Source organism: Pseudarthrobacter ribosi (assembly GCF_055412865.1).
The window spans coordinates 237,374-254,547 of the sequence record NZ_JBVAYZ010000002.1 but is presented as its reverse complement, the minus strand read 5'-3'; the positions used below and the strand labels follow the sequence as shown (position 1 = coordinate 254,547).

The window sequence follows — 17,174 nt, the reverse complement described above, 5'->3', positions numbered from 1 at the left end:
AGCACGCTAGAAAGGCTTTTCCATGACCACCACCGCGAATGACATCACCTACCGTCTTGAGCAGAAGCGCCGCGTCCAGGCCGATTTCCCGGGCCCGAAGTCCGTTGCCCTGACCGAGCGACGCAAGGCCGTCGTCGCCGCCGGCGTCGCGTCCACCGTTCCCGTGTTCGTCGCCGACGCCGACGGCGGAATCATCCACGACGTCGACGGCAACTCGTTCATCGACCTCGGCTCCGGCATCGCCGTGACCAGCGTCGGCGCCTCCGACCCCGCCGTGGTCGGCGCGGTCAAGGAAGCCGTGGAACACTTCACCCACACCTGCTTTATGGTCACGCCCTACGAGGGCTACGTCGCCGTCGCCGAGCAGCTGAACCGGCTCACCCCGGGCGACCACGAAAAGCGCACCGTGCTGTTCAACTCCGGCGCCGAGGCGGTCGAGAACGCCGTCAAGGTGGCCCGCCTGGCCACCGGCCGCGACGCCGTCGTCGCCTTCGACCACGCCTACCACGGCCGCACCAACCTGACCATGGCGCTGACCGCCAAGGCCATGCCGTACAAGACCAACTTCGGCCCGTTCGCGCCCGAGGTCTACCGCATGCCGATGAGCTACCCCTACCGCGAGGAAAACCCGGCGATCACCGGTGCCGAGGCCGCCAAGCGCGTCATCACCATGATTGAAAAGCAGATCGGCGGCGAGCAGGTTGCCGCGATCATCATCGAACCGATCCAGGGCGAGGGTGGCTTCATCGTCCCCGCCGAGGGCTTCCTGCCCGCGCTGGCGGGCTGGGCCAGGGACAAGGGCGTCGTCTTCATCGCCGACGAGGTCCAGTCCGGCTTCTGCCGCACCGGCGAATGGTTCGCCGTGAACCACGAGGGCGTCGTCCCGGACATCATCACGATGGCCAAGGGCATCGCCGGCGGGATGCCGCTGTCGGCCATCACCGGCCGCGCCGACCTGCTCGACGCCGTCCACCCGGGCGGCCTCGGCGGCACCTACGGCGGCAACCCGGTGGCCTGCGCCGCGGCCCTCGCATCGATCGGCTCCATGGAGCAGTACGGCCTCAACGCCCGCGCCAAGCACATCGAGGAGCTCGCCCTCGGCAAGCTGCGCGAACTGGCGTCCGAACAGCCCGTGGTCGGCGACGTCCGCGGCCGCGGCGCGATGCTCGCGATCGAACTGGTCCAGGCCGGTTCGAAGGAACCGAACCCGGAGCTGACCAAGGCCGTCGCCGCAGCCTGCCTCAAGGAGGGTGTCATCATCCTCACCTGCGGCACCTACGGCAACGTCATCCGGCTGCTGCCGCCGCTGGTCATCAGCGACGAGCTGCTGCTCGACGGCCTCCAGGTCCTGGCCGCGGCCATCAAGGCCAACGCTTAACCAGACCGGGCACGAAGGCACGGCACCAACACAACGCAGCAGAGCCGCGGACCCAGCGTCCGCGGCTTTGCTGCTTTAACCCGGCTCCCTTCCCCGCGCTGTCCCCGCGCCAATTCCGCGCCCCGGCACACGGCCAATTCCGCGCGCCGCTGGGCTAGAGTCGTTCCTACCACTGCAGGAACGCAGACCGGCCGACGTCGCCCGGAACCCCCGGAGCAAAGCTGGCTTCTGCCACAGACCCATAAGGGGTTCATACATGCGATACGTAGTTGGCTATACCCCCAGCGACCGCGGCGTCGACGCCGTTGCACTGGCCTCCGCCCTGGCCCGGGCCCAGGGAGCGCAACTTGACCTGGTCTACGTTGTGGACCGGCGGACCCCCTACGTCGCCCTGCACCCGGAGGGAAGCGGTGTCAGCGCCGCGGAGCAGGAGATGCTCACCGCGGAACGGGAGGGCCTGTCCCTCATCCCCAAGGACGTCGAGGCCAAGTTCCACGTCCGCCACGCGGACTCACACGCCGCCGGCCTCATTGATGCGGCCCTGGACTACGAGGCCGGCCTGATCGTCGTCGGTGCCGCCAGCGCCGGGCTGTTCAAGCGATACTCCATCGGCAGCGCGGCCAATGCCCTGCTCCACGCCTCGCCCGTTCCGGTGGCGCTCGCACCGCGGGGTTACCACCGCACCGAGCCGATCACCCGGCTGACGCTCGCGGTGGGCCAGCGTCCCGGCGCGGAGGCGGCGATCGACGTCGCGATCATGGCCGCGGAACGCCGGGGGGTCCCGCTACGGCTGGTTTCCCTCGTGGAACTCGACGCCGAAGGGGACAGCGGCGAAAACATCAACGCGGCGCACATCCATGCCAATACCGTCCTCACCGCGGCCGCCCACCGGCTCCCGGAGGGGCACGACGTCACCGTCGAAGTGGCCCATGGCCGCACGATTGAGGAAGCGATCGACGACCTGGACTGGGACGAGGGCGAGATCATGATCGTCGGCTCCTCCCGCCTGGCGGAGAAGAACAAACTGTTCATCGGCAGCACCGCGCACAAGGTGCTCCTGGCCCTGCCGGTCCCCATGGTGGTGGTCCCGCGCGACTACTCACGGATGCACACCAGCCCCGGGGTCTGACTTCAGTCTGAGCGACGCCGCGCCACTGCACCGGCTCGACGGATCTCGGCCCTCCAGTGCGTCACAATGACCACGCATTGGCGGGCCGTACCGCTTAAAGGCCGGCAAATTTAAGGCCGCCAGGCGAAAATATCGCCTGGCGTGACGGCCTATTAATGCCAGCTCCTCAGATGACGTTTTCAGGTGATGAGCACCGCGATTGGGGTCTTAGGGCCCTACCGAAGGGAAGCCGCGGCAATGGTCGGGTAACCGCGGCTATCTATCCGAGTACCTCGCCGCCGAACCGAGTATTGCCCCTATTCTGGCAAGCAAGTTATTCACGTAATCAGCACTCGTGCCCCCATGCATGGATCCCCATATTTTGGAAGTGGGCCGCATGCCGGAATCGAGGAGGCGCAAGGTGGTTACCGAAATCGAGATGTCCATGAACAGCACTGTCCTGCCCCTGGCGCACGCATCTCTTCCGCAAAAGAAGCAGTCTTCAGGGCTGGCTGAGCAGTGCGACCAGTTGCTTGGCCGCACGGCAGCGGCTTACACCCATGCAGCAGGGAAGGGCCTTCGATGACGCATATGCAGGGCGTCGCCGTGACCGCACAGGCGACTTTCGGCCGGGACAGTGCGATGTTCGAGGGCCTGCTCGGCTTCGTGGCTCAGCTGAGCGTGGTGCTGTGGGCCCTGGTGATCCTCACCTTGATCATCCGCTTCGTCGGCATCCGGATCTATCGCCACGGCGCGGCTCGCAGGGCTCTCGTAGAGACCGTGGCGCGGAGCGCCGCCGTTCCGGCCGCTGCCGTGCCGACCACCACGGCCATTGTTGACCTGGTCCAGCCGGCCGCCGGCCAGCTGGCCAACGCCGTCACGAACGCCACGTTCGATGAGGTTCTGCAGCCGGCGGCCGAGGCGGCGGCCGCCGTCGCCGCGTCCGTAAAGGTGCCGCGCCGCGCGCTTCGCACCGAGCGCGCCGAGCCCCGGTCCGCCGCGCACGTGCCCGCGCTAGCCGCCAACTCCATCGAGGCTTGAGCATGGACATCCCGCTGGTGATCTTCTGGCTGTTCGCCGGCGTCAGTATCCTCTACGTCGTGCACTTCGGCCTGTACCTGGTGGGCGCCAACTTCTACGACGTCTGGCAGCAGCGGCGGAAGGGGATGAGGGGCGTCCGGCTCCCCGTCGAGTACGAGGCGGAGTGCGCGGCGACGGCCACCTGGACCCGCCGTGCCCTCCCCGAGGTGCCCGGGCTGGTCTCCATCGTCATCGCCGCCCACAACGAGGAGGCGGTGATCGTCCGGACGCTCGACTCCATCCGGCGCAGCAACTACCGCTCCTTCGAGGTCCTCGTCGCGGACGACGCGTCCACCGACCTTACCGGTCGGCTGGCCCGCGACTACCAGGTGCGTCACCCCGAGATGGACCTGCGCATCGTGCGGATGCGCAAGAACGTCGGCAAGGGCGCGGCGCTCAACGCGGCGCTTCGCCGGCATGCGCGCGGCCAGTACGTGATGACGCTCGACGCCGACTCGATCATCGAGCCGGACGCCATCACGAACGCGCTGTCCTACTTCGACGACCCGTACGTGGCCGGTGTCGCAGCCAACGTGCAGATCCTGGAGGAGACGACGGCGCTCGGCATCCTGCAGCTTTTCGAGCACATGATCGGCTACCGCTCAAAGAAGCTCTATTCGCTGCTGAACTGCGAGTTCGTGGTGGGCGGAGTGGCCTCGACGTATCGGATGCGCGTGCTGCGCAAGGTCGGATTCTACGACACGGACACCGTGACCGAGGACATCGGCCTGAGCGCGAAGATTGCCAGCCTGGGGAACCGGCGCTTCCGCATGATCTATGGAGCTGACGTGGTCGCGAAGACCGAGGGCGTGCTCACGCTCCGCGCCTTGGCGAAGCAGCGCTACCGCTGGAAGTATGGAAGCATTCAGAACCTCATCAAGTACCGCGGCATGATGCTCAACCCGAGCCGCCGGTACACCCGCATGTTGACCTGCTACCGTATGCCGATGGCTGTGCTCAGCGAGTTCACGCTGCTCGTCTCGCCCGTCGCGTGGACGTACGCGGTCTACTGGTCGATGGTCACGCAGACGCCTGCCCTGATACTGGGCGCGTATGCGACCATCACCGTGTACACACTGCTGACGGTTTGGATGGATGAGAACCTTACCGCGCGTGAACGCACTCGGCTGTCCATCTACGCGCCGACTGCCTACTTCCTGTTCTACATCATGGACCTGGTGCAGCTGACGGCGGCGCTTCGCTGCATCGCGCGCTCGCGCGGGCTGTTCCGGCGTCCCGAGATCAACACATGGAAGTCGCCGCAGCGGGCCGCCAGCGTGGTGGTGGTAGCTCGTGCCGCATAAGCGCGGCCGGGTTCTCCGTGTGCTGCTGAATCCGCTGGTCGTCATCTCGGTGATGGTCGTCATGATAACCATCGGGTGGCTGCTGTACACCGGTGGGACCGGCAGCATCGCTCAGGCGCGGCCCGGTGCGAACCTGCTCCCCGCGCTCGGTGTGACTGCGGTGGGCGATCCGGCGGCGTCCGGCCTGGCGCCCTCCGCCGGCGACGTGGGCGGCTGGAACGTCAGCCACAGCGGGGACGCTGGGACCTCGCTGGAGCTGGTCGATGGGCAGCTGAGCGGCCAGGCGCTGAAGCTGGACGTCACCCATTACGCCTCGGGGGATGTCACGCTGACGAGCCCCCGGGTGGAGGTCGAGCCCGGCGAGACCTACCTGTTCAAGGCGTTCACCGCCAGCGACGCGGACTTCACGCTGCTGGCCCGCCAGCACCACGCAGCCGGCAGCACGACTTTGAAGCAGCTGCCGAACCCTCTCGAGCGGCCGGGCAATTCGCTGTTCACGGTGAGTGACGCGTTCGACAGCGGCGACACGACCACCGCAGTGGAGTACGTCTTCCGGCTCGCCTCCAAGGGCACCATCCGGGTCGAGGGCGCGTACATCGAGGCGGCGGACGACGTCCGCGTGCCGCCCGCCGCGACGGCGGGCCCCAACCTCGTCCCCGCCCCCAATTTCGCCGGTCCCCAGCTGGGCGCACCCGACTCATGGTCCCCGTACGCCTCCGGGGCCTCGACCGTGGAGTCCGGGCGCGGCCAGGACGAGGACGGCAGCTTCCTCTGGACCCGCATCGAGAACTACCAGAGCGGCGAGGCGAAATGGCAGTACCAGCCGGTCCCGGTCACCACCGACCGGTACTTCGAGTTCGGCGCGACCTACCAGTCCGAGCGCGAGGTGGATGTGGTGGCGGAGTTCGAACTCGCGAACGGCGGGCGCGTGTTCCGCAACCTGGCGACGGTGCCGCCGGCGGGGGAGTGGACGACGGTCAGGGAGGCGTTCCAGGTCCCCGACGGGGCGAAGACGGCGATGGTCACCCTGGTGTCGCACGGGAACGGCACCACCGGCGTCCGCGACTATACGCTGACCGACGTCACCAAGCCCGGACCCCTCCGCTGGGACCAGCCCATGGTCTCGATCACGTTCGACGACGGCTGGCAGTCAGTGCACGACCGCGCCCTGCCACTGCTGAACAAGCACGGCTTCCGGTCCACCCAGTACGTCAATGCCAGCTCCATCGAGACGCCGAACTTCATGACGGCCGCCGAGGTGCGGCAATTGCACGACGCCGGACATGAGATCGCCGCACACAGCTACGAACACGTCGATCTCACCTCGATCGGCGCCGACCGGCTGCACGAAGAGATGCGGAAGAGTGAGGAGGCGCTTGCGGCCGCGGGCCTCGGCACCGACGACTTGGCACCTCCGTTCGGACGGTCCGACCCCCAGGTCGACTGGTACGCGAGCAAGTACTTCGACATCGTGCGGGGGACGGAGCAGGGCATCAACACCCGGCAGAACCTCGAACCACACGATCTAAAGGTCTTTTACGTGACCGACGAAACTACGCCGGACACCCTAGCCGCAGCGCTCGCCGAGACGTCCCGAGTAAACGGCTGGCTCATCTTCGTCTACCACCAGATCGCAACCCCCGAGTCCACCGGCACTCAGGAGAACACCATCGCGGCGGACCGGAGCACAATTACCAGCGACGTCCTCGCCGCCCAGTTGCAGCTCATTGACGATAGTGGCATCGAAGTCCAGCCGGTCGCGCAGGCGTTCGAGAAGTTGCGGGGCCCGTGATCACTATTCGGCGGTGTAAGCAGGCGCCGTCGGCCACCCGAAAAGAACGGAAAGACTCATGACCGGAACCAGATTCAGCACCTCGCGAGCCCGAAGCAGGCTCGCGACCATAGGGTTTGCCGTCGCAGCAATGACCGCGGCACTGTTCACCCCTACTTCGGCGAACGCAGCCGTGGACAACCCGGCGCCGTCGGCACTCGTCTCGTTCACCTTCGACGACGGCAACACCAGCGCCCTCACTCAGGCCGCTCCGACGCTTCAGAAGCACGGTCTCACGGGCACGAACTACGTGATCACTAACTGCGTTGGCATGACGACCGTGCCGAACACTTGCCGGGCCGACAGCGGCGTGCCGTACATGACCTGGGCGCAGATCAAGCAGCTGCAGACCCAGTACGGCTGGGAGATCGGGTCGCACGGGGTGGACCACCAGTGCCTCACCTCCATCGGCGGCGACTGCCAGGCCAACAAGCTGACCGCGGCCCAGGTCGACGCGCAGATGGCGAACAGCAGGTCTGCGCTGGCCGCACAAGGCATCAAGGCAACCGCCTTCGCACCGCCGTACGGCGACTACGACCAGGCAGTCATGGCCAAAGTGGCCAAGTACTACTCGTCGATGCGCGGTTTCAAGGACGAGGGCGTGAACCTCTGGCCTCTGAGCGACTACCTGGTCAACAACGTCGCGGTCGAGGAGGGCCTCGACACGGTGGCCACGCTGAAGGCGAAGGTCGACCAGGCCATCGCGGCCAAGACGTGGGTCGTGTTCACCTTCCACGACATCGCCGTAAACCCCAGCAGGACCGCCGACGACTACCAGTACGGCACCGCCGAGCTGGACCAGCTCGCCGCCTACGTGAAGACCAAGGTGACGGCCGGCCAGATCAAGAACGTCAACGTCTCCAAGGGCCTCGTGACGGGCACCCCCAACAAGATGCCCAACGCCAGCTTCAACTCGGGCATCGGCGAGGGCTGGCGGACCGACGCTCCCGCGACCATCACGGCGGACACCGGCGGTAACGGCAGCTACCCCGACCCCACGCGGTCGGTGAAGCTCGTCTCCGGTGCGACCCCGTCACACCTGTTCTCACCGCAGGTCGCCGTCACCCCGGGGACGAACTACCTGTACAAGACCTTCCTCAACGTCTCCGCGCTGACCTCGGGCGAGGTGGCGTTCTACGTCGACGAGTACAACGCGGCGGGAGCCTGGGTCTCCGGGCAGTACCGCAAGCGGGAGAACTCCCGGTGGGTGGAGGAGCTCAACTTCACCTACACGCCGAGCTCGACGAACGTGGCCAAGGCCAGTCTCCAGGTGATCGTCGCGGGGACCGGCATTACGGCCTACTTGGACAACGTGGAGCTGCTGGCGCTCGGCGCGGAGACCCTGCCGCCGGTGCCCGCCAACTTAGCCGTCAACGGCACGTTCGACGCCGGCATCAGCGGTGGCTGGAGGACCGACGCTGCGACCGCCATCGTGGCCGACAACGCCGGAAATGGCGCCCCGGCCAACCCGGTGAACTCAGTGAAGCTGCAGGGAACGACGGTCAACGGCCATCTGTTTTCGCCGCAGGTCAACGTGACGCCGGGCAACTACAACATCTCGGCGTACCTCAACATTAAGAACCGCACGGCCGGTGAGGTCGGCTGGTACATCGACGAGTACGACGCCAACGGCAACTGGATCTCCGGGCAGTGGAAGCTCGCCGGCACCGCGCTCGGCGTCGCCAACGTCAACCTGACTTACTCGCCGAGCACGACCAGCGTCGCGAAGGCTAGCCTGCAGGTGTACGTCACCGGCAACTCTGGAGTGCTGGCCTATGTGGACGATGTCCGCTGGTGGCGGCCCTGATGGCCGGGCGCCCGCGCGTACTGATCGTGCTGGCGTCTGGCCTTCTGCTCGCCCTCGCGGGCTGCTCCTCGAACGACCCGACACCGGAGCCCGACGTGGTCCTTGACCTGGTCCATCAGGACTGGCAGCACACGCCCGGGGTGACGGCCGCCGGCGGCGGGCTGCAGGTCGCTGCCACCGCACGGAGCATCGTCGAGCAGGACGGCGGGGGAGGCCAGCCGAACCCGCCGCTCAACCTGGCCGGCACCCACCTGGTCGCAAAGGGGGACTTCACCCTCAGCGCGTCATTCTCCGACGTGACCGCCGACGCGTCCTGGACCGTCTACGACAGCCCGCCGGTGATCGCCGATGAGTTCCGGGTCGAGCCGGCGGGCCTGCGGCTCACCCTCCGCGGCGACGACCTCGAGATTGCGGTCTTCGACGGCTCGCGCCAGCAGCACGTGACCGACCCTCAGCCGGCGCACGACGAGCACGTGACGGTCTCGGATCCGGGGGCCGCGATCTCGGTGCGCCGGTCCGGGCAGAGGTTGGAGGTCGCGAGCGGCGGGGGCACCGTGTCGTCGCTGCCCCTCGGCGGGGTGTTCAAATCGGGGGAGCTCTGGCTGGGGCTGTCGAGCGACGGCGGCTCCTTCCAGGTCAGGTCCCTCACCGCCACCGCTCCGGAGGGCGCCTCCCTGACCACCGAAGGCCCCGCGGTCGCGCAGACCGAGCAGTCGGCGGACGGGCTGCAGGCCCTGGCCTCCCGGACCCGGCCGGACTTCAAGATCGGTGCGGCGGTGGCGCTCGGTCCGCTTGCCTCGGACGTGGACTACGCGCGGGAGCTCGTCGGCAACTTCGGCGCCCTCACGCCGGAGAACGCGATGAAGCCGCAGTTCCTCTCACCGCAGCAGGCCGTGTACACCTTCGAAGAGGCTGATGCGATTCTCGCGATCGCCGAGAGCAAGGGCATGGCGGTGCACGGCCACACCATCGCCTTCACCGAGGCGATGCCCCGCTGGATGCGGGAGCTCCCCACCGGCTCCGAGCTGGAGCGCCGTGCCAGCGCCGAGGCCCTGCTCGACTACGTCACCACCGTGGTGACGCACTTCAAGGGGCGGCTCGACTCGCTCGACGTCGTCAACGAGCCGTTCGACGTGGACCAGGGGACAAGCTTCCAGCAGAACATCTGGTACCGCGTCTTCGGGCCGAGCTACCCGGCGGTCGTCTCCCAGGCCGTCTACGACGCCGATCCGGACGTCAAGCAGTTCATCAACGAGAACGGGGCGGACGTGCCGGGGCACCGCCAGGACGCCCTGCTCAAGCTCGCGCTCGACACCAACGCGCTGGGCGGGCACATCTACGGCGTCGGGCTCCAGGCCCACGTTTACGACCTCAAGACCGACGCGATCTCCGCCGACGACCTCACCGATACGCTCAATCTCTTCGAGGAGGCCGGGCTGTACGTCCGCATCTCGGAGAACGACGTCAAGGACGACGAGGGGACGGACGCCCAGGCGGAGCAGTACACCACGGTGCTAGCCACCTGTCTGCGCTCGCGTGCCTGCGTCTCCTACACGACGTGGGGCGTGGACGACCGCTACAACTGGTGGATCGACGATCACGGCAGGCTGCAGCAGGGCCACGACTTCCTGTTCGACAACGGGAAGCCGACGCCCGCGTACGACGCGATGAGGCGTGCGCTGGGCGGCTGACCACCCGCGACCACCGCGTGTTCGACACGGGTGCCACCGACCCGAGGAGCCCTGCCTAGCGAGTAGCTGTTTACAGCGGCCTCAGCGGAGCCTTATGGTGCTCACCTAGCGACCTTGAGAATGGAAGGTGAGCACCATGAAGAGCAAGATTGCCGTCGCGGCCTTGGCCGCCGCGACCTTGGTTGTGGCACTGCTGGCCGGCGGCCCCACCGTGTCGGCGCAGGCCGCCGGCAAGCCGCTGATCGGCCTGACCTTCGACGACGGGCCCTCGCCCCAGCGCACTGCGTTCGTCCTCGACGTCCTCAAGCAGAAAGGCGTCAAGGCGACGTTCTTCCTCGAGGGCTCCCACGCGCAGCAGTACCCCGACCTCGTCCGCCGGATCAAGGCTGAGGGGCACGTGATCGGCAACCACTCGTGGGACCACGCCGACTTCTCCGCAATCAGCAAGACGCAGCAGAAGCAGCAGATCGACCGCACCAACGCCGCCATCAAGGCCGCCACCGGTGAGGCGCCCAAGCTGATGCGCTTCCCCTTCGGCAACAGCACCTCTTACGCGTTGGGCTACCTCAAGACGATCGGTATGAGCGGCGGGGTTGTCTGGCACTGGGACGTCGGCAACCCCGGCGACTACGAGTGCCCCGGTGCGGCCGGCGTCCAAAAGTATGTGATGGCGGAGGCGGTGCCCGGCGCGATGATCCTGCTCCACGACGCTGAGGACGTCCTGTCCTGCCCCTCGACGCAGTGGACCTACCTGGCCAAAACCATCGACGCACTGCGGGCCAAAGGCTACGAGTTCGGGGTGGTCGCCCCCTCCGCCACGGCCAACCCGGTCAACCAGGGCTCGCCGGCCGTCGTGGTCGCGCCCTAAGGCGCCCAGCCGCGGGCATAGTCCTCGGGGTATGCGATGCAGCCCAGCGCCGGTGTGGTGGCCATCACACCGGCGCTCCATTTCCGGTACGGCCGCGGCGCCAGGTACCGCCAGCGGATCCAGCACGGGGCTGGACGAAAGGGAAGCGGTCAGCTTTGGCGGGAGTCAGGCGCCGACAAGACGCCGGGCACGTGCAAGTTCGGAGGCGCTCACATCGTCGGCGGAGCTACCGCGAAGCTCCCATTTGGTGGTCGAACCGTCCGGAGCGGCAACCGAGCCCGTGCGGAGGGCTTCGCCAATCCGGTGTCGTACGGACTCAACCTCTTCCGACTCCGCGGCGAATACCACGCGCACGGTGACCGTGCTGCCTGTCTTTGTGGCATGCGTGGAGTGGGGAACCGGACACGGCGGGCTGTGTTGCCAGCTTCCGCACAGCTCCAAGGCAACGGCCAAACTAATAGCGTCGATGTCAGCGTCGGAACTCATTTCTAGGGTCGCCTGATGGGCGTAGGCTGCCAGCATGGCGCCAGTATGCCATTGGCCGGCTATCACCGGTAGTCCTCGAATTACACTCTCCGTCCCAGGTGACTGCCTGAAGCGAAACCCACGTGACCGCCGCTACAGACAATGCCGCAGGGCGCCCCCGCCCGCTTCGGTCGCGTGGATCGTTCCTGCGAAATCCTCATCTCTACTTGTTAGAGGTTTCCCCTGCTCAGGGGAGAAAACCGCGGGCCGCCAGGGTCAATTCCGGGTCCTGCTGGGCTAGAGTCATTTCTACCACTGCAGGAACGCAGACCGGCCGACGTCGCCCGGAAACCCCCGGAGCAAAGCTGGCTTCTGCCACAGACCCTTAAGGGGTTCATAGATGCGATACGTAGTTGGCTACACCCCCGGCGACCGCGGCGCCGACGCCGTTGCACTGGCCTCTGCCCTGGCCCGCGCCCAGGGCGCACCTTGACCTGGTCTACGTCGTGACCGGCGGACCCCCTACGTCGCCTTGCATCCTGAGGGAAGCGGTGTCAGTGCCGCGGAGCAGAAGATGATCACCACGGAACGCGAGGGCTTGTCCCTGGTCCCCAAGGACGGAGGCCAGGTTCCATGTCCGCCACGCGGACTCGCACGCTGCCGGCCTCATTGATGCTGCGCTGGACTACGAGGCCGGCTTGATCGTTGTGGGTGCTGCCAGCGCCGGGCTGTTCAAGCGGTACACAATTGGCAGCGCGGCCAACGCCCTGCTCCACGCCTCTCCTGTTGGGGTGGCGCTCGCGCCCCGGGGTTACCACCGCACGGAGCCGATCACCCGGCTGACCCTTGCGGTGGGCCAGCGCCCCGGCGCGGAGGCCGCGATCGACGTCGCAATCACGGCCGCGGAACGCCGCGGGGTCCCGCTGCGGCTGGTGTCCCTCGTGGAACTCGACGCCGAAGGCGACAGCGGGGAGAACATCAACGCCGCGCACATCCACGCCAATACCGTCCTCACCGCGGCCGCGCACCGCCTCCCGGCCGGACACGACGTCACCGTCGAGGTGGCCCACGGGCGCACCATCGAGGAAGCGATCGACGACCTCGACTGGGACGAGGGGGAAATCCTGATCGTCGGGTCGTCGCGCCTGGCGGAAAAGAACAAACTGTTCCTCGGCAGCACAGCCCACAAGGTGCTCCTGGCCCTTCCGGTGCCCATGGTGGTGGTCCCGCGCGACTACACGGGGATCAAAACCAGCCCCGCCGTCTGATTTCAGTCTGAGCGGCGCCGCGCCGCTGCCCCGGCTCGCCGGCTCGGGGCCCTCTTGGGTCAGCCTCGGGCAGGCAAGCGTCCCACGTGAGGCCCGCGCCAGACTCAGGCGGCGGCGCGGGCCAGTTTCCGGTTCACGGAGTTCTTCCGGGCGGCGAGCAGCATGTCCACGGTGAGCACCAGCAGCGCCAGCCACACCACGCCGAAGCCGATCCAGCGGTCCGTCGTCATGGGCTCATGGAACACGGCCAGCGCCACGATGAACTGCAGCACCGGGGCGAAGTATTGCAGCAGGCCGATGGTGGTCATCGGCAACCGCCGGGCCGAGGCGCCGAAGAACAGCAACGGCACGGCGGTGATGATGCCCGACGCGGCGAGGAGCCAGAAGTGCTCGGGGCCGTGGGCTGCCAGCGTCGCGGTCCCGGTGAGTGCCAGGATGATCATCGCGGCGGCGGCCACCGGCGCCAGCACGATCGTCTCGACGGTGAGGCTGGTGATCGCGTCAGCGCGCGGGCCGACGCGCTTCTTGACGAAGCCGTAGAGGCCGAAGCTCAGCGCCAGCGTCAGGGCGATCCACGGCAGCTTGCCGTAGGAGACCGTCAGGACGCCCACGGCGATGAAGCCGATTCCGACGGCGGCCCACTGCAGCGGCCGCAGTTTCTCCTTCAGCACCACCACGCCCAGCAGGACCGAGACGAGCGGGTTGATGAAGTAGCCCAATGAGGCTTCGACGGCCTGTCCGGTGGTCACGCCGTACACATAGGTCAGCCAGTTCACGGCGATCAGGACCGCGGCGATCATCAGCGGGAAGATCAGCGTGCGGTTCCGGAAAGCGGCGCCCAGGACCCGCCAGGAGCGGGTGATGGTGATCAGCAGGGCGCAGAACAGCAGCGACCAGAGCACACGGTTGGCCACGATTTCGACCGCGCCAGCCGGTTGCAGCAGGAAGAAGTAGAGGGGCATCAGCCCCCACAGGCCGTAGGCGCCGATCCCGAAGATGATTCCCGCCGTCGTGTCCGTGTCGACGGCTTTGAGGGCCGCCGGCGGCCGCTTCGACGGGCTTCCACCGGGGGCGGCGGTGCCCGGAGTGCTCAGCGTGGCGGGGGAGGGGGATCGGTCGGGGGTAAACACAAGATCAATAACACCACCGGAGGGACTCCTATTCCTGCCTTTCGGCTCGGAGGCGTCCGGCGCCGGGGGCGGATCCCTGCGATGTCGGTCACCGGGGCGCCCATACTGTCCTGCGGACATTTAGAATGGGGGATTGTGCGCTGCATGTGCTGGCGCTGTCGCTAAGACTCAGAAGGGCTTCCGGTGTCCAACTCGGCCAAAACTTCGCCTAAAAGATCGTCCAAACGTCCGCTCCGCGTTGCGATTGTCGGCGCCGGACCGGCCGGCGTCTACGCCGCGGACATTCTGACCAAGTCCAACGAGGTCAAGGGCGGCGACTTCGAGGTCAGCATCGATCTCTTCGAGGCGTACCCGGCACCGTACGGCCTGATCCGCTACGGCGTCGCCCCGGACCACCCGCGGATCAAGGGGATCGTGAACGCGCTGCACAAGGTCCTGGACCGCGGCGACATCCGCTTCCTCGGTAACGTCACCTACGGCCGTGACCTGACCTTGCACGATTTCCGCGCCTTCTACGACGCCGTGATCTTCTCCACCGGCGCCATCAAGGACGCCGACCTGGACATTCCCGGCGTCGGGCTCGAGGGGTCCTTCGGCGGGGCCGACTTCGTCTCCTGGTACGACGGGCACCCCGACGTCTCCCGCGACTGGCCGCTGGAGGCCAAGGAGATCGCGGTGATCGGCAACGGCAACGTGGCCCTCGACGTGGCCCGGATGCTGGTCAAGCACGCCGACGATCTGCTCGTGACGGAAATCCCGGACAACGTCTACCAGGCGCTCAAGAACTCCCCGGTCACGGACGTCCACGTGTTCGGCCGCCGCGGACCGGCCCAGGTGAAGTTCACGCCGCTGGAACTGCGCGAACTCTCCCACGCCCGGGACGTCGACATCGTGCTGTACCCGGAGGACTTCGAGTTCGACGAGGCCTCGGACGAGGCGATCCGGAGCAACAACCAGATCCGCACCATGGTCAACACCCTGACGAACTGGCTCGTCGAGGAGCACGCCGAGGCCGAGGAGCCGTCCTCCCGCCGCCTGCACCTGCACTTCCTGCACAGCCCGGTGGAAATTTACGGAACACCCGGCGACGGGGCCGACCCCGGCAAGGTCGCCGGCATCAAGTTCGAGCGCATGCAGCTGGATGGCACCGGCAACGTCAAGGGCACGGGGGAGTACCTCGACTACCCGGTCCAGGCTGTCTACCGCGCGATCGGCTACCACGGCTCGCCGCTGGACGAACTGGCATACGATGCCCGCCGCGGCGTCATCCCCAACGAGGGCGGCCGGGTGCTCGACGCCGAGGGCAACCCCGTTCCCGGCATCTACGCCACCGGCTGGATCAAACGCGGCCCCGTCGGCCTGATCGGCCACACCAAGGGCGACGCGCTGGAGACCATCGGCTTCCTGCTCGAGGACCGGCTGAGCCTGCCCCCGGCGCAGAACCCGGACCCGCAGGCGATCATTGACCTCCTCGAGGAGCGCGGGATCGAATACACCACGTGGGAGGGCTGGAACCGGCTCGACACCCACGAGCTGGCCCTCGGCGCCGAGTGGTCCGCCTCCGGGGACGCCCACGGCATCGCGCGGGAACGCATCAAAGTGGTTCCCCGCGAGGACATGGTGCGGATCTCCCGCGGCTGACCCCCGGATCCGGCCTCTCCATCCCGGGCCGGCGAATCCGCTGCGGAAACGGACAGCCGCCACGCGGATCCACGTAGCGGCTGTCTGAATTCGGCGCGGAATCCGCGCGAGGAGGACGGGCGCGCTCTGGCGGGCTTGGGGCACGCCCCGTAGACTTGGGCGGACATGGCTGCCTCCGCACGCCGTCGTGCCCGTCCGGTGGGAGTTCAATGAGGAATCCGATCCATCCGGCAGCCCTGCTCCCGCCAGCCGGCGGGGTTCCCGCAGCGCTGCGACAGCAGTATGCCAGCGCCGGCCACGAGCAGCTGGACTCCCAGGGGCTCGTGTTCCCGGCCGATCTGCAGCTTCCCGGTCTCAGCAGACTGATCCAGGAGTCCTGGCGGCGCTCGGCCCAGCTGCACGCCAACCCGGACAACCCCGAGGCCCCGCTGGCGATGGACAGCGAAGAACTCGAAGAGTACCGGCGCCAGCACCCGCTCGCGGCCATCATGCCGGTCATCCACAAACTCCTGGTCCTGCCCAGCCATGACAGCGGCATGCTGGTGGCTGTGGGGGACGAAGTGGGCCGGCTGCTCTGGGTCGAAGGCGATGCCGAAATGCGGCGCCGGGCCGAGGGCATGATGTTCGTTCCCGGGGCCGACTGGTCCGAAGCGACCGTGGGCACCAGCGCCCCCGGCACCGCCCTGGCCCTGGGCCGCGGCATCCAGATTTCCGGCGCCGAACACTACAAACGCTCCGTCCACCCGTGGAGCTGCACGGCCGTGCCGTTCCATGATCCGGATTCCGGCGCCGTGCTGGGCGTTGTGGACATCACCGGCACCGAGTCCGCCGTCGCACCGCACACCCTGTCCCTGGTCGAGGCCACCGTGGCCGCCGCCCAGGCGCACCTCCGCGTGGAGCGGCTCCAGCTCGCGGCCGCCAAGCAGTCCTCGCCGGCCCGACGTCGGGGCGCTGCCACGTCCGGGACGGGGGACGGTGGCGGCTCGGCCGGCAGCCTGTACCGCAACAGCCTCCAGCTCCTCGGCCGGGACCAGGCCCTGCTCAGCATCGACGGCCGCACCGTGGCAGTGTCCGCCCGGCACAGCGAAATCCTGGCCCTGCTCAGCACCCACCCCGAGGGGCTCAACGCCGAGGAGCTGTGTGCCCTGCTGTACCCGGGGGACGCGTCCACCATGACGCTGCGGGCCGAGATGGTCCGGCTGCGCAAGGTCCTCCAGCAGCTCAACCCGGCTGCCGTTCCGGAGTCACGGCCCTACCGGCTGCCGCTGGACCTGGTGCCGGACTCCGGCCAGGTCCTGAACTGCCTGCAGCGCGGCGCCCACCGGATCGCCCTGGAAATCTACCGCGGCGCCGTCCTGCCCCGCTCCGAGGCCCCCGGCATCGCCGAACTGCGGTCCCGGGTCTCCTCCCTGCTCCGCGACGCCGTGCTGACGGACGGCAGCGCCGAGTCGCTCCTGCGGTATGCCGAGCTGCCCGAGGCGAGGGACGACGTCGAGGTCCGGATCGCGGCGCTGAAACTGCTGCCGCCGCGTTCGCCCAAGCGCTCCGCGATCGTCGCCGACCTGGAACGCCTCGAGGCGGAACTCGGCGCCTGACCCGCCGA

14 protein-coding genes are annotated in these 17,174 nt (G+C 67.8%); 12 read left to right on the top strand and 2 right to left on the bottom strand.

The window, feature by feature from the left end; genetic code table 11:
- The first annotated feature begins 22 nt into the window (after positions 1-22).
- The 9 genes from gabT (at position 23) to ACZYZ5_RS03035 (ending at position 11,067) form a co-directional block, all read left to right on the top strand.
- The gene (gene gabT / locus ACZYZ5_RS03075) at positions 23-1,378 is read left to right on the top strand and encodes a 4-aminobutyrate--2-oxoglutarate transaminase (RefSeq protein ID WP_463899051.1); all 1,356 of its coding nucleotides are present in this window, start codon (positions 23-25) and stop codon (positions 1,376-1,378) included.
- 256 nt (positions 1,379-1,634) lie between these two features.
- The gene (locus tag ACZYZ5_RS03070; RefSeq protein ID WP_463899049.1) at positions 1,635-2,507 is read left to right on the top strand and encodes a universal stress protein; all 873 of its coding nucleotides are present in this window, start codon (positions 1,635-1,637) and stop codon (positions 2,505-2,507) included.
- 400 nt (positions 2,508-2,907) lie between these two features.
- Positions 2,908-3,072 carry a hypothetical protein gene (locus ACZYZ5_RS03065; RefSeq protein ID WP_463899047.1) on the top strand — a complete coding sequence of 55 codons (165 nt, stop codon included), beginning with the start codon at positions 2,908-2,910 and terminating at the stop codon, positions 3,070-3,072.
- Positions 3,069-3,527, top strand: coding sequence for a hypothetical protein (locus ACZYZ5_RS03060; protein WP_463899045.1), 459 nt, complete (start codon positions 3,069-3,071; stop codon positions 3,525-3,527). The genes ACZYZ5_RS03065 and ACZYZ5_RS03060 overlap by 4 nt, the downstream gene beginning before the upstream one ends.
- 2 nt (positions 3,528-3,529) lie before the next feature.
- Positions 3,530-4,870: a glycosyltransferase family 2 protein gene (locus ACZYZ5_RS03055; protein WP_463899234.1), complete on the top strand. Its 1,341-nt coding sequence runs from the start codon at positions 3,530-3,532 to the stop codon at positions 4,868-4,870.
- Positions 4,860-6,662 (top strand): polysaccharide deacetylase family protein, encoded by a 1,803-nt coding sequence (locus ACZYZ5_RS03050; protein ID WP_463899043.1) that lies wholly within the window; start codon positions 4,860-4,862, stop codon positions 6,660-6,662. Before ACZYZ5_RS03055 ends, ACZYZ5_RS03050 begins: the two co-directional genes overlap by 11 nt.
- Before the next feature lie 58 nt (positions 6,663-6,720).
- A complete protein-coding gene (locus tag ACZYZ5_RS03045) occupies positions 6,721-8,508 on the top strand; it encodes a polysaccharide deacetylase family protein (RefSeq protein WP_463899041.1) in 1,788 nt (595 codons plus the stop codon).
- Positions 8,496-10,199 (top strand): endo-1,4-beta-xylanase, encoded by a 1,704-nt coding sequence (locus ACZYZ5_RS03040; protein WP_463899039.1) that lies wholly within the window; start codon positions 8,496-8,498, stop codon positions 10,197-10,199. Before ACZYZ5_RS03045 ends, ACZYZ5_RS03040 begins: the two co-directional genes overlap by 13 nt.
- A gap of 136 nt (positions 10,200-10,335) precedes the next feature.
- On the top strand, positions 10,336-11,067 hold the full coding sequence (locus ACZYZ5_RS03035; protein ID WP_463899037.1) for a polysaccharide deacetylase family protein: 732 nt from the start codon (positions 10,336-10,338) through the stop codon (positions 11,065-11,067).
- Between the two features lie 165 nt (positions 11,068-11,232).
- On the opposite strand, the gene ACZYZ5_RS03030 is transcribed toward ACZYZ5_RS03035, so the two are convergent.
- Positions 11,233-11,589: a hypothetical protein gene (locus ACZYZ5_RS03030; protein ID WP_463899035.1), complete on the bottom strand. Its 357-nt coding sequence runs from the start codon at positions 11,587-11,589 to the stop codon at positions 11,233-11,235.
- 611 nt (positions 11,590-12,200) lie between these two features.
- Between ACZYZ5_RS03030 and ACZYZ5_RS03025 the strand changes: the two genes are divergently transcribed.
- Positions 12,201-12,800, top strand: coding sequence for a universal stress protein (locus tag ACZYZ5_RS03025; RefSeq protein WP_463899232.1), 600 nt, complete (start codon positions 12,201-12,203; stop codon positions 12,798-12,800).
- A 104-nt stretch (positions 12,801-12,904) separates the two neighbouring features.
- Here the strand turns inward: ACZYZ5_RS03025 and rarD are convergent, their stop codons facing one another.
- Positions 12,905-13,939, bottom strand: a complete 1,035-nt coding sequence (gene rarD, locus ACZYZ5_RS03020) for an EamA family transporter RarD (RefSeq protein WP_463899230.1) — start codon at positions 13,937-13,939, stop codon at positions 12,905-12,907.
- Between the two features lie 174 nt (positions 13,940-14,113).
- Between rarD and ACZYZ5_RS03015 the strand changes: the two genes are divergently transcribed.
- Both ACZYZ5_RS03015 and ACZYZ5_RS03010 read left to right on the top strand, forming a co-directional pair.
- On the top strand, positions 14,114-15,571 hold the full coding sequence (locus ACZYZ5_RS03015; protein WP_463899033.1) for an FAD-dependent oxidoreductase: 1,458 nt from the start codon (positions 14,114-14,116) through the stop codon (positions 15,569-15,571).
- A gap of 209 nt (positions 15,572-15,780) precedes the next feature.
- The gene (locus tag ACZYZ5_RS03010) at positions 15,781-17,166 is read left to right on the top strand and encodes a GAF domain-containing protein (RefSeq protein WP_463899031.1); all 1,386 of its coding nucleotides are present in this window, start codon (positions 15,781-15,783) and stop codon (positions 17,164-17,166) included.
- Positions 17,167-17,174: the final 8 nt, after the last annotated feature.